Origin of the sequence: Smaragdicoccus niigatensis DSM 44881 = NBRC 103563 (assembly GCF_000380645.1) — a bacterium.
Taxonomy (GTDB): Bacteria; Actinomycetota; Actinomycetes; order Mycobacteriales; family Mycobacteriaceae; genus Smaragdicoccus; species Smaragdicoccus niigatensis.
On sequence record NZ_AQXZ01000018.1, the window covers coordinates 998554 to 1017712 of the forward strand.

Sequence of the window (19159 nt, forward strand, 5' to 3'; positions counted from 1 at the left end):
AGTGTGCACCTGCTCATCGCCCTACGATCAAGTGAGACTCGGTTTTTCGCGAGCAAGGCAGTTCAATGCGCGGTCGTTTTGTGGTCATTCTCTGCCTGATCCTTGCGATCTCCGCCTGCTCGATTTCCAATCCCGACGACGACGCTCGGGGCAGCGGGAAATCGTCACTGGCAACCGCGTGGGAAGAGGCCTTCTACGCGTACAACGCCAACACCACCAACGGCAACAACGTCGTGAACGCGAACATTCAGTACCTGATGAATGGGAGCTTCAACTACTACACGGCGGATTCGAAACTTGCGAAGGACGAAACCTTCGGCACGTATCGCAAGGTCAGCGACAACCCCCTGGTCGTGAAGTACACCGTCAACGACGCGACGAAGTGGTCGGACGGAACTCCGGTGGACGCCGCGGATCTCCTCCTCGAATGGGGCGCCATCAGTGGCCGATTGAATACCGTCGCCGCCGACCAGGTGCACCGCGACAAGGCGACCGGCCAGCCGGACAACACCGCTTCCGAAGTCTTCTTCGATGCCGCCGCATACGTACCCGGACAAGGACTTTCGCTCGTCACCGCCACTCCGGAGATCTCCGACAACGACAAGTCGCTCACGCTGTCCTACGACCAGCCCTGGGCCGATTGGGAACTCGACATGTCGACGATCGGCGAGATCATTCCAGCTCATGTCACCGCCATGCATGCGCTCGGCCTGACCGACGCCCGACAGGCAAAGTCCGCTCTCATCATGGCGATTCAGGACCGGGACAAGACAGCCCTGCAGAAGATCGCCAACTTCTGGAACTCCGGCTTCAACTTCACATCGCTTCCGAAAGACTCGTCGCTCTACCTGTCGAACGGCGCCTACCTGCTGACGAATCTCGTCGAAAACCAGTACGCCACGCTGACGAAGAACCCGAACTACCACGGGATGCGGGAACCGAAAGTCGACACGTTGACCGTTCGATTCAACCCAGACCCGATGGCACAGGTTCAGGCTCTGCAGAACGGGGAGCTCGACCTGATCTCCGTGCCCGCAACCGAGGACCTCGTGAACGCCGCGAAGCGCCTCAGCGGGGTCGAGGTCCGAACGGGAACCCAGAGTTCCTACACGCACATCGATCTCGTGGTCAACAACAAGGGCCCGTTCGATCCGGCAACGTACGGCGGCGATGCCGATAAGGCCAAGCTCGTCCGACAAGCTTTCCTGCACAGCTTCCCTCGGCAGGAGATCGTCGACAAGCTGGTCAAACCCGTCCTACCCAATGCCTCGGTCCGCAATTCGTTCCTGTTCCCCCCTGACGTTCCGGCCTACGCCGACGCGGTGCGGGTGAACGGCAGCTCCGCTTACGCGAACGCGGACCCGAAAGCCTCGCGCGCCCTGCTGCAGAAGGCAGGTGTATCGACGCCCATCGACGTCCGCGTGATGTACGCCAAGGACAGCCCACGGGCCGAAGCGGCGTACCTCATCTATGAACAGACGCTCGCTGACGCGGGCTTCCATCTGATCAACGCACGCAGCGCGGACTGGAGCGAGAAGCTCGGAGACGGCACTTATGACGTGGTGCTCTTCTCGTGGCAGTCGAGTTCGACGGCGCTGGCCGAGGCAGCTGCGACCTATTCCTCGCAGGGCGGCAACAACTTCCAGGGCTACTCCAACCCGGAGGTCGACCGGCTGTTCTCCGAGATGGGTCGCACGACCGATGGCAACGGCCAGGTCGCGCTGGGAAAGAAGATCGACACCTTGCTGTTCGAGGACGCGACCAGCCTGACCATCTACCAGTACCCCGCAGTGACGATCCGAAAGAAGGATCGGGTCGAGAACGTCGACCCGGCAGTCCTGGCACCGACCATTTTCTACGGCTTCTGGAACTGGACCATCCCCTGACAACGAAGCCGGGGACCCGAAGATGATCACCTTCCTCGCCAAGCGCCTCATCACGTCGGCGCTCGTGGTTCTCATCTCGTCCCTGATCATGTATTACCTCGTGGCTGCGGCGATCAACCCACTGCAGAAGTTCCAGGGCAGCACCGCTCCGAACAAGCAGCAGCAGATCGACGCTCTGACCGCGCGACTGCACCTGAACGAGCCCGTCATCACGCGGTACTGGGACTGGCTCCAGGGCGCTGCCGGATGTCTCTACGGGCGATGCAATCTCGGCGTCGACTGGGACAAGAACCAGCAAGTCACCGAACAACTCTCCGGCGCAATCGCGACCACGCTCGAACTGGTGCTCGCGGCAACGGCGTTGGCGATCGTGTTCGGTATCGCGGTCGGACTGGTCAGCGCACTTCGCCAGTACTCGGGTTTCGACTACTCGATCACTTTCGTCTCGTTCCTGCTGTTCTCCCTTCCAACCTTCTGGGTCGCGGTGTTGGCCAAGTACTACCTCGCAATCGACTTCAATGACTTTCTCGCCGATCCCCACATCTCGGTCTGGGTGATCGGAGGCGCCGGGGTGACGGTCGCATTGGTCGTGAGCGCTGCGCTCGGCGGTCCAGCCAGCCGACGATTTCGGACCGGCGGCATCGCGCTAGTCCTGGTGGTCGTTCTCTGCCTGTACGCCAACGCGCGAGATGTCTTCGAGCGGCCGAGTCGCGGTGGCCCGTTGGATCTGCTCGTGGTGTCGCTGGCTGCGTTGGGTGCGGCGTTCGGCATCACCGCACTCAGCACCGGCCTTCGCAACCGGCGGGCCCTGTACTCCTCGGTGAGCGTCGCGGTCATCGGCATCGCGCTCTACTACCCGATGCTCGCCTTCTGGAATTCCGTTGACATTTCGTGGCCGCTCATCCTGGGTCTCGCCGTATTCGCGGTTGTCGTCGGCGTTTGTGTTGGCCTGGCCTGGCGCGGCCCGGACCCGGCTCGCTCGGCTCGCTCCGCGGCACTCACGGCCTTCGTCGTCGCGGTGTTCCTCTTCGTCGACCGCCTGATGCAATCGTGGTACGCCTACGTCCACAATCCGCAGATCAAGGGCCGGCCGATCGCGACTCTGGGATCGCATACCCCGAACCTGACCGGCAGTTTCTGGATCCACACGCTGGACACCCTCACTCACCTGCTGCTGCCGACGATCACGCTCGTGCTCATTCAGTTCGCGGCCTACACGCGGTACACGCGCGCTTCGATGCTCGAGGTCATGAACCAGGACTACATCCGTACGGCCCGAGCCAAGGGACTCACCGAACGGACCGTCGTCATGCGACACGCACTTCGGAACGCGCTGCTTCCGCTCGCCTCGATCGTTCCGGTCGACATCATCACCGTCATCGGCGGCGCGATCTTCACCGAGACGATCTTCGGCTGGTACGGAATGGGCCGTCTGTTCGTCGACGCCCTGCGCAACAACATCCAGGACACCGTGATGGCGTACGTCCTCATCGTCGGAGTTCTTGCCGTCGTCGCGAACATCGTCGCCGATCTGCTCTATGCCGTGCTCGATCCTCGAATTCGGGTGAATGCATGAAGCCACAATCCGAAGGGCAACTGGTCTTCCACCGATTCATTCGGCATAGAGCCGCAATGGTTGGGCTGGCCATCCTTCTACTCATCGTCATCGTGAGCTATTCGTCGGTCGGCGTGCGCGTCGCCGGCTGGCACATCCCGGGCTGGTGGAAGTACGACCACACCGCGCTCCTACCGATCGAAAACGGTGGCCACCCCACCCGCGACCATCCGTTCGGGCAAGACGTCGTCGGCCATGACGTTTTCGCGCTGACCATGAAAGGCGTTCAGACCTCGATCTACGTGATGGTCGTCCTCAGCGTCGTCGCGTGTCTGATGGGCATCACGGTCGGGGCGATCGCCGGCTACTACCGCGGCTGGGTCGACCACGCGCTAATGCGGCTCACGGACCTCGTCATCACGTTTCCGGTGATCGTCATCGGGGCGGTGCTGGGCAAACTCGTCCAATCCAACGGTCCCACCGCATTGGCCGTCGCGTTGGGCCTCATCTTCTGGACAACACTCGCCAGACTGGTCCGCGGTGAGTTCCTGACGCTTCGCGAACGAGAGTTCGTCGACGCCGCCCGCGTGGCCGGAGCGAGTGGGTTCCGGATCATCCGCAAGCATCTCCTGCCGAATGCGATGGGCGTGATCATCGTCAACACGACGCTGCTCATGGCGGCCGCGGTGCTGCTGGAGACCGGCTTGAGCTTCCTCGGATTCGGAATCTCATCCCCGGACATCTCGCTCGGCAAGATGATCTCCGACTACCAGGCAGCGTTCTCGACTCGACCGTGGCTGTTCTGGTGGCCCGGGTTCTTCATCATCGTGCTGGCGCTGTCGGTCAACTTCGTCGGCGACGGTCTTCGCGATGCGTTCGATCCTCGTCAGCAGCGATTGCCCTCCGCCCGCTGGAGGTTCATTCGATGACCTTGTTGAAAGTCGAGAACCTCGACGTCGAGTTCTATGTGGACGGCACCTGGACACCGGCCGCAGTCGGCCTCAGCTACACCGTGAATCGGGGTGAGGTGCTCGCCATTGTCGGTGAATCCGGTGCGGGCAAAACGCAATCCGCGATGTCGCTCGTGGGCCTCGTACCCCGCAACGCGCGAGTCCGCGGCAGCGCAGAACTCAACGGCAAAGATCTCATCGGACTTCGGGGCGCATCCCTGCGGGCGGTCCGCGGCAAGGAGGTCGCGGTCATCTTCCAAGATCCGGGGACGTCGTTGAATCCCGTTTACACGATCGGGTTTCAGATCGTCGAGACGCTCCAGTCGCACTTCACGCTGTCTCCTAAACAGGCACACGATCGAGCCGTCGACCTCTTGAGACTCGTCGAAATCCGCGAGCCCGAACGTCGCTTCCATGCTTTCCCACACCAATTGTCCGGAGGGCAACGCCAGCGCGCGATGATCGCCCAGGCCCTCGCGTGCGAGCCAAGCCTTCTCATCGCCGACGAGCCGACCACCGCGCTCGACGTCACCGTCCAAGCCGAGATTCTCAAGCTGCTTCACGACCTCCGGGCACGAATATCCGCAGGAATCATCCTGATCACCCATGACATGGGCGTCGTCGCCGATATCGCGGATCGAATCGTGGTCATGAAGGACGGGCAGATCGTCGAGTCTGGCACGGCTACCTCGATTTTCAAGAACCCAGAGCATGAGTACACGCGGAAACTGCTGGCGGCGGTGCCGCACTTCGGGACGGTTTCCGCTCGCTCCGCACCGCCGATGCGAAACCCAGTTCTGGTGGCCGAGAACCTCGTCCTCGAATATCCGAAGCGGAAGAGTCAGCCGGCCTTCCGAGCCGTCGACGGCGTCAGCTTCACTCTCGGCGAAGGTGAAGTGCTGGGTCTCGTCGGCGAGTCCGGATCGGGCAAAACCACCGTCGGTCGCGCGGTCGTGGGACTTCTGCCCGTCACCGAAGGTCGGCTTGAGGTGGCCGGCGTCGACATGAATAACGCGAACTCGCTCCGGCGCTTGCGCGACCAGATCGGGATCGTTTTCCAGGACCCCGGCTCCTCGCTCAATCCACGGATTCCCGTTGGTGAGTCGATCGGCGAGCCGCTCTACCTGCATCGGAAGCTTCGTGGGCGGCAGCTCGCGCTGCGGGTCGAGGCGTTGCTCGACAGCGTGCAACTGCAGCGCGATTTCCGGAATCGCTACCCGCACGAACTGTCCGGCGGACAGTGCCAGCGGGTCGGAATCGCACGCGCGCTGGCGCTCGAACCGCGTCTTCTCGTGGCCGACGAACCGACGTCGGCGCTTGACGTATCTGTGCAGGCCAAGGTGCTGGACCTTTTCCAGGACCTCCAACGCGAACACGGTTTCGCGTGCCTGTTCATCAGCCACGATCTCGCCGTCGTGGAGATGCTGGCCGACCGCATTGCCGTGATGAACCTGGGCAAGATCGTCGAACTCGGTACTCGGGATGAGATCGTGCACGATCCGCAGGTCGAATACACGAGGCGACTCATCGCCGCGGTGCCCTATCCCGATCCGGCGGAGCAGAGGAGGAGACGGGAAGTCGGGCGCTAGCCGATATCCACCGGATCGACCTGAACCCGAACCGACTCCGCATCCTTCTTCGCACTTCGGATCGCCTGTGCGTCGGCAAGAGCCTTCGACAGGGCCGTTCCCGCGTTCCGCGGAACGCGCAGCAGCAACCGCTCTTCTCCACCGTTGATGGGGACTGGTCCGAGGACCTCGACCACATCGGGCAGCTTTGCTGTCTCCACGAACGAAGCGATCGCCGCAGCGGATCCTGACACCGAGCCCATGCGGGCCGCTGGCGGGAACCGCACCTCGGTGCGCTCGTCGAGCTGGCTGACCGCATGCCCGACCGGGTCCCACCGGATCAACGCCTGAACGGTTGGTGCGGCAGGATCCGCCACGATGATGACCCGCCCGCCCGGCTTCACGAGCGCCGCCGCGTTCATCCAGCGTCTGAGCGCTTCCTCAGTGGCTCGCAAGTCCGGCCGCGCAAGCAGCGTCCACCCGTCGAGCAGAAGTGCTGCTCCGTAGCCGCCCTCGGCCGGTGGCTCTGCGCCGATCGTCGCGACGACCAGCCGCTTGCCGCCCTTGACGCTCGACAGCACCTCACTACCTGCCGAATTGTTCACCACAGCTCCAGGGAAGGCGCGGCCGAACTCCTCTGCCGTCCGTTCGGCGCCGATCACGACTGCTCGCAACGACTGGGAGCCACACGTCGGGCAGCGGTATCCGGCGTCGCCGACACCGCACCAACGGCACTCAAGGCTCCCCCCGCCAGCCTGCGACAACGGGCCGTTGCACCGACGGCATCGCGCTGGAGTCCGGCACTTCGTGCACGCGAGAGTGGGTACGTAGCCGCGTCGCGGAACCTGAATGAGAACCGGTTCGTTGGCCGCTAGCGTGTTGCGCGCGGTTTCGAACGCCACCGCGGGGACCCGGATGGCCCGGGCCAAAGGATCGCGTTCAAGCGCCTTGTCGCTGTCGCCCGGGGCTGAGATCTTCGGCATGTACTCGCGGAGGACGGCGCGCTCGGCCACGAGATCGTGCGCCCACCCGGTCTGGACAAGCGATTGCACTTCTGCAGTCCGAGCGAACCCCGCAGCGACGAACGCACACGATCGTTGGTGTGCCCGCAGCAGCGCGACTTCCCGAGCATGCGGATAGGGCGCGCGTTGATCGGCGTGGTTGTCATCGCCGTCGTCCCAGATGACGATGAGTCCCAGTTCCCGAACCGGTGTAAAGGAGGCACTTCGCGTGCCCACAACCACGCTCGCGCTCCCCCGTACCGCTGATAACCAGGCACGATAGCGCTTCGCCGGGCCCAGCTCTGCGCTCAGTCCGACGACATGTTCGGCACCGAGAACGGCCGAGCAGGCGTCCCGAACACGAACGAGGTCCCGCTGGTCCGGAACGACGACAACTGTGCATTTTCCGGCGGCCGCAACCGTCGCCGCGAGTTCCGCGATCCGCTGCGGCCAATCCTCGCCGGGCACTGCCTGCCAGGCGGCACGGGGTGCACGCCCGGCCTGCAACGCGTCGACGAAGGCCGGACCGCGCACGTATTTCGACCAGCCACTGCCATCGATCGCCGGACCGTCGAACGCCGCTGGCGCGTCGAAGGTTTCGGCCTCAACCCGCGCGTGACGCGGTGGAATCGCAAGCCGAAGTACGTCCGCCCGGGTCCCGGCATACCGTTTGGCAACCGCCGACACCAATTCCAGAGTCGCCGGCGGCAGCACGACCTCGGGCGAAACGACCCGATCGATCCGGCCGAGCTTTCCCTTGTGCGTCGACTCTTCGACACGTTCAAGCACATAGCCGTCGACGAGCCGACCCGCGAACCGCACCCGAACCCGAACACCGGGCTGAGCCTCGGCATCCTGCTCCGGCGCGACCACGTAGTCAAACGCGCGGTCGAGGTGAGAAAGCGAAAGCAGCGGAAGGATTCTTGCGATTCCGACCGCTGCTTTCGTCACATCTTCGCTGCTCAGAGGCCGGCTGCGGAGCGCAGCTTCTCCGCCCAGTCCGTGTTCTCCCACGGGAGGTCGACATCGGTGCGACCGAAGTGGCCGTACGCAGCGGTCTGCGCGTAGATCGGACGCTTGAGGTCGAGGTCACGGATGATCGCGCCCGGACGCAGGTCGAACACCGCGTTGATCGCCTCGATGATCTTGTCGGTCGGAACCTTCTCGGTTCCAAACGTCTCGACGAACAGCCCGACGGGAGCGGCCTTACCGATCGCGTACGCGACCTGGACCTCGATGCGGTCTGCAAGACCGGCGGCGACCGCGTTCTTCGCGACCCAACGCATCGCGTATGCAGCCGAGCGGTCGACCTTCGACGGGTCCTTACCGGAGAAGGCGCCACCACCGTGACGGGCCATGCCGCCGTAGGTGTCGACGATGATCTTGCGGCCGGTCAGGCCGGCGTCGCCCATCGGACCGCCGAGAACGAAGCGGCCGGTCGGGTTGACGTAGAGGTTGTAGTTCGAGGTGTCCAGGCTTTCGAGCCCGAGCTCGGCGAGAACGTAATCGACAACCTGCGTCTTGATGTCCGGCGTCAGCATGTTGTCGAGGTCGATGTCCTCGGCGTGCTGCGTCGACAGCACGACGGTGTCGAGGCGAACCGGCTTGTCGTCCTGGTACTCGATGGTGACCTGGGTCTTTCCGTCGGGACGCAGGTACGGCAGGATGCCGGTCTTGCGGACCTCGGTCAGGCGGCGCGACAGCCGGTGCGCGAGCGCGATCGGCAGCGGCATGAGCTCCGGGGTCTCGATGGTCGCGTAACCGAACATCAGGCCTTGGTCGCCGGCACCCTGGGCAGCGATGGCGTCCTCCGCGGACTCCACGCGCGCTTCGTGCGACTTGTCGACACCCTGGGCGATGTCCGGCGACTGCGCACCGATGGCGATGTTGACGCCGCACGAGTTGCCGTCGAAGCCCTTCGACGACGAGTCGTAGCCGATCTCAAGTACCTTCTCGCGCACGATCTTCGGGATGTCGACGTAGGCCGAGGTGGTGACCTCGCCAGCGACGTGAACCTGTCCGGTGGTCACGAGGGTCTCGACAGCGACGCGCGCGTTCGGGTCCGAGGCGAGCATCGCGTCGAGGATCGAGTCGCTGATCGCGTCACAGATCTTGTCCGGGTGCCCCTCGGTGACGGACTCACTGGTGAAAAGACGACCGCTCACTTGATCTCCCTTGTCCTTCGTTCGTAGTAATAAGGCCTAGTCGACACGACGTCAGGCACAGAGTAGGCGACGATTCTCATCGCCGCAGCAACTGCCCGAGTTCATCGAGAATCCGACTTGCCATCAACGCTTTCGAGCCGTGCTCCAGTGCCGATTCTCCGCCTGAATTGGAAAGAATCCACCCGTCGTTGTGGTCGACTTCGAAGGCCTTACCGTCGCCGACCGCGTTGACGACCAGCAGGTCGCAACCCTTGCGGGACAGCTTGTCACGGGCGTGGTCGAGGACGCTGCCGTTCTCGTCTCCGGTTTCGGCCGCGAAACCGACAATGACTGTCTCGCCCGGCAACTCACCGGAAGTCCGCGCCTGGACGAGCCCCTTGAGGATGTCGTCGTTGCGAACAAGCGGAATCGACTCGGGCTCGTCCGCACCCTTCTTGATCTTCGCCACGGCGACCTCGGCTGGCCGGAAGTCCGCAACGGCCGCAGCCATGATGACCGCGTCCACGTCGATGGAGTGCTTGAATACGGCCTGCTTCATCTGCGCGGCGCTCTGGACATGCTCGACATCGACGGCCGCCGGGATCGGCAGACCCGACGTGATGCCGGAAATGAGCGTGACGCGAGCACCTCGCTGAGCGGCGAGCCGTGCGATGGCGTAGCCCTGCTTGCCGGAGCTGCGGTTACCCAGGAATCGAACGGGATCGACAGCTTCACGCGTTCCGCCGGCCGATACGACGATCCGCTTTCCTTCGAGGTCACGCGGAACGGCGTCGGAACGCTCGAGGAGCAGAGACCCGAACGCGAAGATCTCTTCCGGTTCAGGCAGTCGGCCCGGACCGGTGTCTTTGCCGGTGAGGCGACCCGCCGATGGTTCGAGAACGGTGACGCCCCGATCGCGCAGGGTCTTGACGTTCGCGACCGTGGCCGGGTGTTCCCACATCTCGGTGTGCATCGCCGGCGCGAACAGAATGGGACATCGCGCGGTCAGAAGGGTGGCGGTCAGCAGATCGTCGGCGCGTCCGGAAGTCGCCCGCGCCATGAGGTCAGCCGTGGCAGGTGCGACGACGACCAGGTCAGCTTCCTGACCCAACCGCACGTGCGGCACCTCCGGCACGTCGTTGAAGACGCCGGTGTGCACCGGGTTGCCGGACAAGGCTTCGAAGGTCGCACGGCCGACGAACTCCAGCGCCGAGGGTGTCGGGATGACCCGAACCTGATGTCCACTCTCGGTGAAGGACCGAATGAGCGCACAACTCTTATAGGCGGCGATGCCGCCCGAAACACCAACAACGATTCGCGCGGACCGGGTCAAGCCGTTCTCCTACCTCGTTGTGCGGGAGTGAAGGTCTTACTCGCCTTCGGTGTGCTCGAGAAGGTCCTCGTGGATCTCGCGCAAGGCGATCGACAGCGGCTTCTCCTGGAGACCCGGCTCGACGAGCGGACCGACGAACTCGAGGATGCCGTCACCGAGCTGGTTGTAGTAGTCGTTGATCTGGCGAGCACGCTTGGCTGCGTAGATGACCAGCGCGTACTTCGACGACGTACGCTCGAGCAACTCGTCGATCGGCGGGTTGGTAATACCGATCGGCGTGTCGTACTGGGGCTGAGCGCTCACTCGCGTTCTCCTGTATTTGCTGAAGTTTGAGTCGGGTCAGAATATGCCCCAACCATCAAGCTTACCAATTCATCGCACACCCGCTGCACCGCGTCGTTGACGAGGACAACGTCGAACTCATCTTGCGCCGCAAGTTCGGTTCGAGCCGTCTCGAGGCGACGTGCGACCGCCTCCGGCGACTCGGTCCCCCGGCCGCGCAGCCGGGCCACTAGCTCGTCCCAGCTCGGCGGCGCGATGAACACCGAAATCGCTTCCGGCATTGCGGCTCTCACCAGTCTTGCACCCTGCAGGTCAACCTCGACGAGAACCGGATGACCAGCCTCCAGTGCCGCCCGAACCGGGGCGGCGGGAGTGCCGGACCGCTGCAAGCCGTGAATCGTGGCCCATTCGAGCATGTCACCGGTGTCGATCATGCGATCGAATTCGGCGTCGGTCACGAAGTAATAGTCGCGTCCCTCGACTTCGCCAGGCCGCGGCGCGCGCGTCGTGGCGGAAACGCTGAACACCAATTCGGGTAGTTGTTCCTTCAGACGACGGACGACCGTCGACTTACCGACGGCAGAGGGGCCGACCAGTACAACCAGTCGGCCCCGTCCACTGCCCGATGTGGAACTACTTGTCGGAGAAGTCAAACCGTGCAAGCAGGTTCTTCCGCTGACGCTCGCCCAGCCCACGCAGACGGCGGGTCGGAGCGATCTCCAGTTCGTTCATGATCTCTTGTGCCTTGACCTTGCCAACCTTCGGCAGAGCCTCGAGCAGGGCAGAGACCTTCATCTTGCCCAGGATCTCGTCAGTGTCAGCGTCGTCGAGGACCTTCTTCAGGTCGGTGACGCCCTTCTTGAGCTTCTCCTTGAGCTCGGCCCGCGCCCGGCGTGCAGCTGCCGCCTTCTCGAGCGCAGCGGCGCGCTGCTCATCGGTCAACTTGGGAAGAGCCACAGTTCCTCCGTCTCGTGTCTTCTGTTCGGCCGGACCCATATTGCACGCCTTGCGGCGCGATCACGGCCCAGGTCTGTCACCTGTGTCCTCACAGATACTAGGCGAGGAATCCTGCAGAGTTGCTACCCGGGTACGGCGACACTCCCGGTTTATCCAGCAATTTTGTTGTTAGGCAGGCCACACCGGCTGCATTTTCTCTTTTCCCCGAGGGCCTAGGGTGTCTGGAATGACGCGTCAACCGACCTCGCTCGTCAGCACGACGGACTCCACAGGTGCACCCGGTGTGCAATGGAAACTCACCGACCCAGAGCGCGATCTCGACGCCAACATCGTGCAACTCGCGCCGGACGCCGAGATCGGCGTCCACGTCGGGGCCGAAGTAGATGTCCTCCTTCAGATCCTGGACGGATCCGGCTTCCTCATCACCGACAGCGGATCGGCGGCCGTATCGGCCGGCGATCTTCTCCTGCTTCCACGACAGTCGCGTCGCGGATTCGCGGCGGGTCCGCACGGGATGCGCTATCTGACGGTGCACCAACGCCGCCAGGCGCTCACGCTCGGCCCGATCGGTGGCCCGCAGTAGTCAGCGTCCCTTCGCCGCCAGATGCTGCAGTCTGGCGTGCGCGTTCATTTTGACGTCGCGGCGGCGACCGAAAAGCTGCGCCGGCCGTCCACCTCCGGCGGTCGTCGTTCGGCCCGTCTCGACGAGTGACCCGATCACCCGTCGCCGGAAGGTGTCCTTCTCGATCTCGAAGCCGTAGATCGTCTCGTACAGTCGCCGCAGGTCGAGCAAGGTGAACTCCGCATCTAGGAGATGCCCGGGATCAAGCTGTTCTTCGTACCGTTGTTCCAGGTCGGCAACCGCAAGACCGACGATCGCATCGTGGTCGAACACGAGCGACCGGGAGCTTCGCGCGGGCCGCAGCTGAACATCGTCAGGCAATCGGTCGCGACGAACGACAGCACTGTGTGCCACCGAGAGCACCCAGCCGCGCGGGTCACGATCCGGCTCGTCGAACACCGCGAGCTGATGGAAGTCGAGCCCGGAGATTCCGGCCTTCTCAGCCAGAGCGCGGCCCGCCGCCACCGCCAGCGTCTCGCCCTGATGAATGAAGGTGCCTGGCAAGCCATCTCCGTGACGTGACGAAACGACGACCACACTTAGACATCCCGCATCGACGGTCAACACGGCGATGTCGACGGCAACTGAAGGTCGTGGATATTCGTCGAGTCGCTTGCCCTGTCGGTCCACGTAGGAGGTCACCACTTGATAGTAAGCGCAAGTATGCGCTATGGTTGGATTTGTAAGCGCAGTTTTGCGCTAAGTGACATTTGGGAGGCTGCCTTGACGCAGACACACACTGACCTCGCTATCTACAGCTCCCGCGTTCGCGGTTCCATCCTGGGCGGGGCCATCGGCGACGCGCTCGGGAATCCGGTGGAGTTCGCCAGCTCTGAGCGAATCCACCGAGACCATCCGCGCGGCGTTCGGACGTTCGCGTCGGCGATCGGCGAGATCACCGACGACACGCAGATGACGATGTTCACGCTCGAGGGGATGATTCGCGCCCACGTCCGCACCGAACGAGGCATCGGCTTCACCCTGGGCGTCATCCACCACGCCTACCAGCGCTGGCTCGACACGCAGGAGCTGCGCGAGCCGAGCGGCGAACGGGACGGCTGGCTTGCGGCTCAGCAGTGGCTGTATGTGCAGCGCTCCCCCGGCGGCGCATGCCTGAGCGCCCTCCAGGCCAGCAAAGGCAAGGGTTTCGGAATGCCGGCCGAGAACAACAAGCGGGGTTGCGGCGGGGTCATGCGGAGTGCGCCGTTCGGCCTCGTGCCACCGCGGGTCATCGAAGAGAACGTCAACGAAGACTGGCCGTTCGAGTCAGCCGCAACCTGCGCGAGCTACACGCATGGCCACCCGACCGGACAACTTGCCGCCGCTGCGCTTGCCGCGATCATTCAGCACATCGTGGCCGGCGGCCGCCTCGAACCCGCGGTCGACTTCGCATTGTCGAAGTTGCAGGGACGGCCGGACGCTGAGCAGACGATTCGAGCGCTCCTCGACGCTCGCGCATTGGCAGGGGCCGGCCCATCCGTCGAGCGCCTCGAATCTCTCGGGGGTGGCTTCTACGCCGAAGAGGCGCTTGCGATCGCGGTGTACGCAGCGCTGTGCTTCCCTTCGCACGACCAGGTTCTCGACGGGCTCAGCTTTGCGGTGTCGCATTCCGGCGACAGCGACTCGACCGGCTCGATCTGCGGCAACATCCTCGGTGCACTGCACGGCGTCGAGGCTCTGCCAACGGAGTTGGCTGCCCGGGTCGAGGGACGAGGCACGATTCTCGAGCTCGTCGACGACTTCATTGCGTCATTTCTGCACGGCCCGGAGGCGCTCGACTTCGACCGCTACCCGGGCTGGTGAGAGGCTTCTACAAATCGAAGGAGAACGACATAGACCTCAACGGCTACGACATCATCGGCGACGTCCATGGCTGCGCATCAGCCTTGGAAGACCTGCTGACCAAACTCGGCTACGTGGAGGACGGCGCGTACGCGCATCCGACGCGCAAAGCGATCTTCGTGGGCGATCTGATCGACCGCGGTTCCGAGCATGCGCGCGCGCTCGAGATCGTGAAAGGCATGGTCGACGCGGGGACTGCTCTCATCGCGATGGGCAACCACGAATTCAATGCGATCGCCTACGCAACCCCGGACCCGGACAACCCCGGTGAGTACCTGCGTCGGCACACCGCTGCCAACGGGCGCCAGCATCATGCCTTCCTTACTCAGCTGACTCCTGACGAGCGTGAGTACTACGTCGATTGGTTCATGACGATCCCGCTGTGGCTCGACCTCGGCGACTTGAGAGTCGTGCACGCGTGCTGGGACCCGGACTCAATCTCCTACCTCGAGCAGGAGTTGGGTGGCAGCCGGTTCACGTCTGCCGAGCAGATCGTTCGCGCGTCAAGGTCCGACGATCCCCTGTTCACCACGGTGGAAACCGTCCTCAAAGGCCCCGAAATCAGCTTGGCCAGGCACCGGCAGGCGTCGTACGTCGACAAGGACGGGCATGTGCGCAGCCGAGCGCGCCTGCGTTGGTGGCATGACGGTCCGGCGACGCTGCGCGGCCTTGCCGAAATGGGCGGAAACTTCCACACCGAGGATGGCCAGCCGTACCCCGAGCTCCCGGAGATCGAGTTGCCGGCCTCGGGCGCGTATACCGACGAGGTGCCCGTCTTCTACGGCCACTACTGGCGTCAGGGCTCGCCCGAGCCTGGGCATGACTACACCACCTACACCGCCTGCGTTGACTTCAGTGCGGTGCGAGGTGGGCGGCTGACGGCGTACCGGTGGTCAGGCGAGAAGACAATTTCGGCGGCGAACTACGTGCAGGTGTGAGGGTGCGCGGTCTGCTCGTTCACCCGCGCTTATGAGCAGTCGCCGGGCTCCCCATACTTGACGACGTATAACAGCGCATCCCCCTCGCCAATCAGCGCACCGGGTTCAGGATCTTGCCTGACGACGACCCAGTTTCGGTCATAGATCTGCATTCGCCCCTGCCCCGTCGCGTCTTGGCTTCGCGAGTAGAAGACGCCAGCCTCCTGGATCAGGTCCTGCGCGGCTTGGAGATTCATACAGGCGACGTCTGGCATCGGCACTAACGTCCGCGGGGAGGCCGTGGGAGGCGATGTTGTCGGCGCAGCCGCCTGGACATTCGTCGGGACGACGGACTGCATGGTCGTGTAGGTGGATGCGGCACTCGACGTCGTTGAGAGTGCTGATGCTGGCACCGACTCTTCGTGCGTCTGGAATCCGCCCGACACCGCGAGCCCGATGACCCCGATCAGTACTGCGGCGGCTGCAACGCTCCCCTCCCAGGTAGGCGGCTTTGGGACTGACGAGACATAGGCGAGCGCCCGACCTGCCGTCGGCCGCAGTTCCTCGCTGTTGAGGTCGACAGGCGGGAACTCCCCATAGATTCCGGCGTCAGAACCACTCATCGCCGCCTGGTGCTGGGCCTCAGCGCGTGCGGAAAGCGCAGCCTGTCGCTGTGCCTCGAGCTCTCGCTCCGCGATCAACCATTTGTTTCGCTTCACGAGCCATTTGACGAGGAACCACAGGCCCGCGGCGAGAACTGCGAGCGGAAGCGTGACCCGCCATTGCTCGACAATGAAGGTCACCACCTTCACTACGAGCCCAATCACGACGAGCACACCGATCACTGCGATCGCGGTGCCGCCGCCTTGCTTGCTTTGAGCCATCCGTGCCTCCTTCTCGCCGGAGGATACGAGTGGGCACTGACAAGGTCGGAGCCGCGCTTAGCGCGGCAGCGCGAGCGTCTCCCCCATGCGCAACGGCTGATGGGTTTCGAACGACGAGGCCCAGTCCACGGCATTCGGGCCGAACAGCAGGATCACGGTCGATCCCATGTTGAAACGGCCCATCTCCTCACCCCGCTGCAAGGTCGTCGCACCCTCGGGGTAACGAGTCGATTCGACCTTTGATCGGTTCGGCGGGGTGACCTCGCCGGCCCATACCGTTTCGATGCTGCCGACGAAGAGTGCCCCGACGAGAACCATGGCCATCGGCCCGACTGCCGTCTCGAACAAGGCAGCCACGCGTTCATTGCGAGCGAACAGATTGGGCATTGCGCGCGACGTCGCCGGATTCACACTGAACAGCCGGCCCGGAACGTAGACCATCTCCTGCAAGCGCCCGTCGAGCGGCATGTGGATGCGGTGGTAGTTCTTGGGCGCGAGATAAATCGTCGCGAATTGTCCGCCCTGGAAGGCCTCTGCGCGCGTCGCATCGCCACCCAGGAGTTCCACCAGGTCGAAGGACTGACCCTTCGCCTGGAAGATGCGGCCGCTCTCGATATTGCCGTGCTGGTACATGAAGCCGTCGACCGGGCAAGCGGTGGCGTGCGCATCCTCGGGCATCGGCCGCTGTCCCGGTTTGAGCGCGCGCGTGAAGAAGTCGTTGAAGCTCCGGAACTGCTTCGGATCGCTGACGACGAATTCGTCGAGCCGGATGTCGTACGCACGCATGATCCAGCCGATGACGAGGTTCTTGAGCCAGCGAATTTCCAATCGCAAGAACCAGTGCACCACCAGAGACATCAGGTGGGTGGGCAGCGCGAGTTGGAGCGCTGCAAACAGCCGGTCGCCAATGCGGGCGTCGGTCTTCTTACTCAGCTGCACCTTTGTCGCCTGCATGAAGGTCAGTGTGCCAGGCCAGCTGTCCGGGCCGTTAATGAAGCCAAATAAGAGACGGTCCGGACGCGCACCGAACTTGTCAGACCCTGCATTTACACTGCTCAGGCACCACAAGGAGGTATCCATGACCGATCTCCACAAGACGATCGAAATCCACGAGCTCACCGCCACGATGGCAGGCTGCCACCCACCGCTTTGGCGGTCGCTCACAGTCGACGTGCGCGCCAGCGAGGACCTCGCTCTGGAGCAGGCAATGCACACCATGCTCACGGAATTCGTGACGGTGTGGCCCGAAGGCAGTTCGTTTCTCGTCAACTTCCCGCGTGGTCGCTACTTCCAGGGCATTCACTACACGCCGTCGATGCTCATTGAGTTCAAGGAGCCGACCACCGAGGCGGCCTGGCAGCGCGCGTGTGAGCACGACTGGATGAACCCGAAGTTCGTGCCGAAGGACCACCCCGAGTTCGCGAGCCAACCCATCTGGCGAGACAACCCCGTCCAGGAGATGTTGTGGCCCTCCGTCGGAGTTCCGGAGATCGCCCGCCGCCTCGCGCAGGCTGCGCATGATTTCATGCGCGTTCGCCCGGGCAGTCCGTTCACGTTGAAGGTGTGGTGCTGGAACGACGACGGAGGAGACGAGTTCGAAGACCACGAGTTGGCCCCGCTGCCTCATGGGTTTGTCATCCCGCATTCGCTCGCGGGGCTGGAAACTGCGATGCCGACAGCTCCCGCTAGCTAGACATCCCAGGTCCGTAGCTTGTCAAGCGACTGGAGCAAGTCTTTCGTTTTGCCCTGTTTGTCGGTGGTTCCAGGCGGTGTCTTCGTCATAAAGGGCTTTGTGGCGTAGGCAGCCGTGCAGAATCCCGACGAGCCGGTTGCCGACCGCGCGCAGGGCTTGATGGTGCAGGTCGCCGGCGGCGCGACGCTGGTCGTAGTAGGTGCGTACGCCGGTGCTTCTCGTGAGGGCGCAGAAGGCCCACAGGTCGATCGCGTCGTAGAGCCGTTTGTTGCGGATATGACGAGCAAGGACCGCACGTTTTCGCCCCGACGCGATCGTCAGTGGTGACGTTCCGGCGTAGTTCTTGCGAGACTTGGCGGTGGTGTACCGCTCGGGGTCGTCCCCGAATTCACCGAGCACCCGGGCGCCGAGGACAGTACCAAGTCCTGGCAGGGAACGAACGATCGCGGCGTCCGGGTGTTTCTCAAAATGGGTGGCCAGCGTGGTTTCGAGTTCGCTGATCTGGCGGTTGAGTTCACCGATGATCGCGGTCGCGGACCGGGTAGTGGCGGCGAAGGCGCCCACGACAGCGGTGGCGGTGGTGAGCTGTTCGGTGCGCAGTACGGCCTGTATCTCGTGCGCGCGCTGATCGGTATTACGTTGGCGCCCCGCGCGTTTGAGGGTCGCTGAGATCGCTGAGATTGACAGCCGGGCACCGAGATCAGGGGCTGGGGCACGGCTCAGGATCGCTAGCGCGTCCCGGTCGGTAAGGTCGTCGAACGCCTCGAGGGCGGCGGGGTAGTACTCGCGCAGTGCTGAGCGCAGCGCGTTGGCGTGCCGGGTTCGGGCCCAGATGAGGTTCTGGTGGGCGCGGGCGAGGACCTTAATCGCTTCGGCTTCGGCGCTGTCGCCGGCGATCGGGCGGTGGTTGTGTCGGTCGGTGCGGACCAGGTCAGCGAGTAGTTTTGCGTCGCCGGCGTCGGATTTAGCGCCGGAGACGGTGTGCCGGTCGCGGTATCGGGCGGCGGCGAGGGGGTTGATCGCGTACACCTGATACCCGGCGGCGACCATCGCGTTGACCCACAGGCCGCGGTCGGTTTCGATGCCGATCACGACCTGTGTCGGGTCGGTGGCGTGGGTGGCGATCAGTTCGTGCAGGGTTCGGATGCCGGGCAGGCCTTCGGGCAGTCGCCGTGCCGCGAGGCGGGTTCCGGTGGCGTTCATGATGTGGATGTCGTGGTGGTCTTCGGCCCAGTCGTCGCCGACGAAGATCATCGGCTACCTCCCTTGATGGTCTGCTCCTTGTTGGGGGTGGTGAACCTGGAGGACCCTGGCGGCGACCTAATGGATCAGTGCTCGTGATGGCACGACATCCCAGTAGCGCTACAGGAACCTCACCGGCTGGCTGGGGCACGATCTAGCGCTAGAAATCGAATATCGTTCCAGGAGGAACGGGTGCTCACCAGCCAGCGGTTCGGTGACCAGCCTGCGTCAGTCAGTTCTGGATCGGACCGTTAGACACGCAGCTGATCTGTTCCCATTAGGA

At 63.7% G+C, this 19159-nt stretch carries 18 protein-coding genes; 8 read left to right on the forward strand and 10 right to left on the reverse strand.

Annotated elements, in window-relative coordinates; genetic code table 11:
* Positions 1-65 precede the first annotated feature (65 nt).
* From F600_RS0121070 to F600_RS0121085, 4 genes are read left to right on the forward strand one after another with little or no spacing between them, the layout of a single operon-like run.
* Entirely contained in the window at positions 66-1886 is a 1821-nt protein-coding gene (locus F600_RS0121070; protein ID WP_026306791.1) for an ABC transporter family substrate-binding protein, read from the forward strand.
* A gap of 22 nt (positions 1887-1908) precedes the next feature.
* On the forward strand, positions 1909-3462 hold the full coding sequence (locus tag F600_RS0121075) for an ABC transporter permease (protein ID WP_018162642.1): 1554 nt from the start codon (positions 1909-1911) through the stop codon (positions 3460-3462).
* The gene (locus F600_RS29260) at positions 3459-4370 is read left to right on the forward strand and encodes an ABC transporter permease (protein WP_081628938.1); all 912 of its coding nucleotides are present in this window, start codon (positions 3459-3461) and stop codon (positions 4368-4370) included. Before F600_RS0121075 ends, F600_RS29260 begins: the two co-directional genes overlap by 4 nt.
* Positions 4367-5980 (forward strand): ABC transporter ATP-binding protein, encoded by a 1614-nt coding sequence (locus F600_RS0121085; protein ID WP_018162644.1) that lies wholly within the window; start codon positions 4367-4369, stop codon positions 5978-5980. Before F600_RS29260 ends, F600_RS0121085 begins: the two co-directional genes overlap by 4 nt.
* Here the strand turns inward: F600_RS0121085 and F600_RS0121090 are convergent.
* The 6 genes from F600_RS0121090 to mihF form a co-directional block, all read right to left on the reverse strand.
* Positions 5977-7926 carry a primosomal protein N' gene (locus F600_RS0121090; RefSeq protein ID WP_174523580.1) on the reverse strand — a complete coding sequence of 650 codons (1950 nt, stop codon included), beginning with the start codon at positions 7924-7926 and terminating at the stop codon, positions 5977-5979. The genes F600_RS0121085 and F600_RS0121090 overlap by 4 nt on opposite strands.
* The gene (gene metK / locus F600_RS0121095) at positions 7923-9125 is read right to left on the reverse strand and encodes a methionine adenosyltransferase (protein WP_018162646.1); all 1203 of its coding nucleotides are present in this window, start codon (positions 9123-9125) and stop codon (positions 7923-7925) included. Before metK ends, F600_RS0121090 begins: the two co-directional genes overlap by 4 nt.
* A gap of 76 nt (positions 9126-9201) precedes the next feature.
* The gene (coaBC, locus tag F600_RS0121100) at positions 9202-10437 is read right to left on the reverse strand and encodes a bifunctional phosphopantothenoylcysteine decarboxylase/phosphopantothenate--cysteine ligase CoaBC (RefSeq protein ID WP_018162647.1); all 1236 of its coding nucleotides are present in this window, start codon (positions 10435-10437) and stop codon (positions 9202-9204) included.
* Between the two features lie 36 nt (positions 10438-10473).
* Entirely contained in the window at positions 10474-10740 is a 267-nt protein-coding gene (gene rpoZ, locus F600_RS0121105) for a DNA-directed RNA polymerase subunit omega (RefSeq protein ID WP_018162648.1), read from the reverse strand.
* Positions 10737-11372, reverse strand: a complete 636-nt coding sequence (gmk, locus tag F600_RS0121110; protein ID WP_051090860.1) for a guanylate kinase — start codon at positions 11370-11372, stop codon at positions 10737-10739. Before gmk ends, rpoZ begins: the two co-directional genes overlap by 4 nt.
* On the reverse strand, positions 11353-11676 hold the full coding sequence (mihF, locus tag F600_RS0121115; protein WP_026306794.1) for an integration host factor, actinobacterial type: 324 nt from the start codon (positions 11674-11676) through the stop codon (positions 11353-11355). The genes gmk and mihF overlap by 20 nt, the downstream gene beginning before the upstream one ends.
* Before the next feature lie 226 nt (positions 11677-11902).
* Between mihF and F600_RS0121120 the strand changes: the two genes are divergently transcribed.
* Positions 11903-12259, forward strand: a complete 357-nt coding sequence (locus tag F600_RS0121120) for a cupin domain-containing protein (RefSeq protein ID WP_018162651.1) — start codon at positions 11903-11905, stop codon at positions 12257-12259.
* Here F600_RS0121120 and F600_RS0121125 read toward each other — a convergent pair whose 3' ends face one another.
* The gene (locus F600_RS0121125; RefSeq protein WP_018162652.1) at positions 12260-12940 is read right to left on the reverse strand and encodes an NUDIX hydrolase; all 681 of its coding nucleotides are present in this window, start codon (positions 12938-12940) and stop codon (positions 12260-12262) included. It abuts the gene before it with no gap.
* A gap of 81 nt (positions 12941-13021) precedes the next feature.
* On the opposite strand from F600_RS0121125, the gene F600_RS0121130 reads away from it, so the two are divergent.
* Both F600_RS0121130 and F600_RS0121135 read left to right on the forward strand, forming a co-directional pair.
* Positions 13022-14101, forward strand: a complete 1080-nt coding sequence (locus F600_RS0121130; protein ID WP_018162653.1) for an ADP-ribosylglycohydrolase family protein — start codon at positions 13022-13024, stop codon at positions 14099-14101.
* Positions 14098-15078, forward strand: coding sequence for a metallophosphoesterase (locus tag F600_RS0121135; protein ID WP_018162654.1), 981 nt, complete (start codon positions 14098-14100; stop codon positions 15076-15078). Before F600_RS0121130 ends, F600_RS0121135 begins: the two co-directional genes overlap by 4 nt.
* A 29-nt stretch (positions 15079-15107) precedes the next feature.
* On the opposite strand, the gene F600_RS32465 is transcribed toward F600_RS0121135, so the two are convergent.
* Both F600_RS32465 and asd read right to left on the reverse strand, forming a co-directional pair.
* Entirely contained in the window at positions 15108-15941 is an 834-nt protein-coding gene (locus tag F600_RS32465) for a PASTA domain-containing protein (RefSeq protein ID WP_018162655.1), read from the reverse strand.
* Between the two features lie 57 nt (positions 15942-15998).
* On the reverse strand, positions 15999-16895 hold the full coding sequence (asd, locus tag F600_RS0121145) for an archaetidylserine decarboxylase (protein WP_018162656.1): 897 nt from the start codon (positions 16893-16895) through the stop codon (positions 15999-16001).
* 124 nt (positions 16896-17019) lie between these two features.
* Here asd and F600_RS0121150 point away from each other — a divergent pair, with 124 nt between their 5' ends.
* The gene (locus tag F600_RS0121150; protein ID WP_018162657.1) at positions 17020-17634 is read left to right on the forward strand and encodes a hypothetical protein; all 615 of its coding nucleotides are present in this window, start codon (positions 17020-17022) and stop codon (positions 17632-17634) included.
* A 21-nt stretch (positions 17635-17655) separates the two neighbouring features.
* On the opposite strand, the gene F600_RS0121155 is transcribed toward F600_RS0121150, so the two are convergent.
* Positions 17656-18888, reverse strand: coding sequence for an IS110 family RNA-guided transposase (locus tag F600_RS0121155; protein WP_018158706.1), 1233 nt, complete (start codon positions 18886-18888; stop codon positions 17656-17658).
* Between the last annotated feature and the right edge of the window lie 271 nt (positions 18889-19159).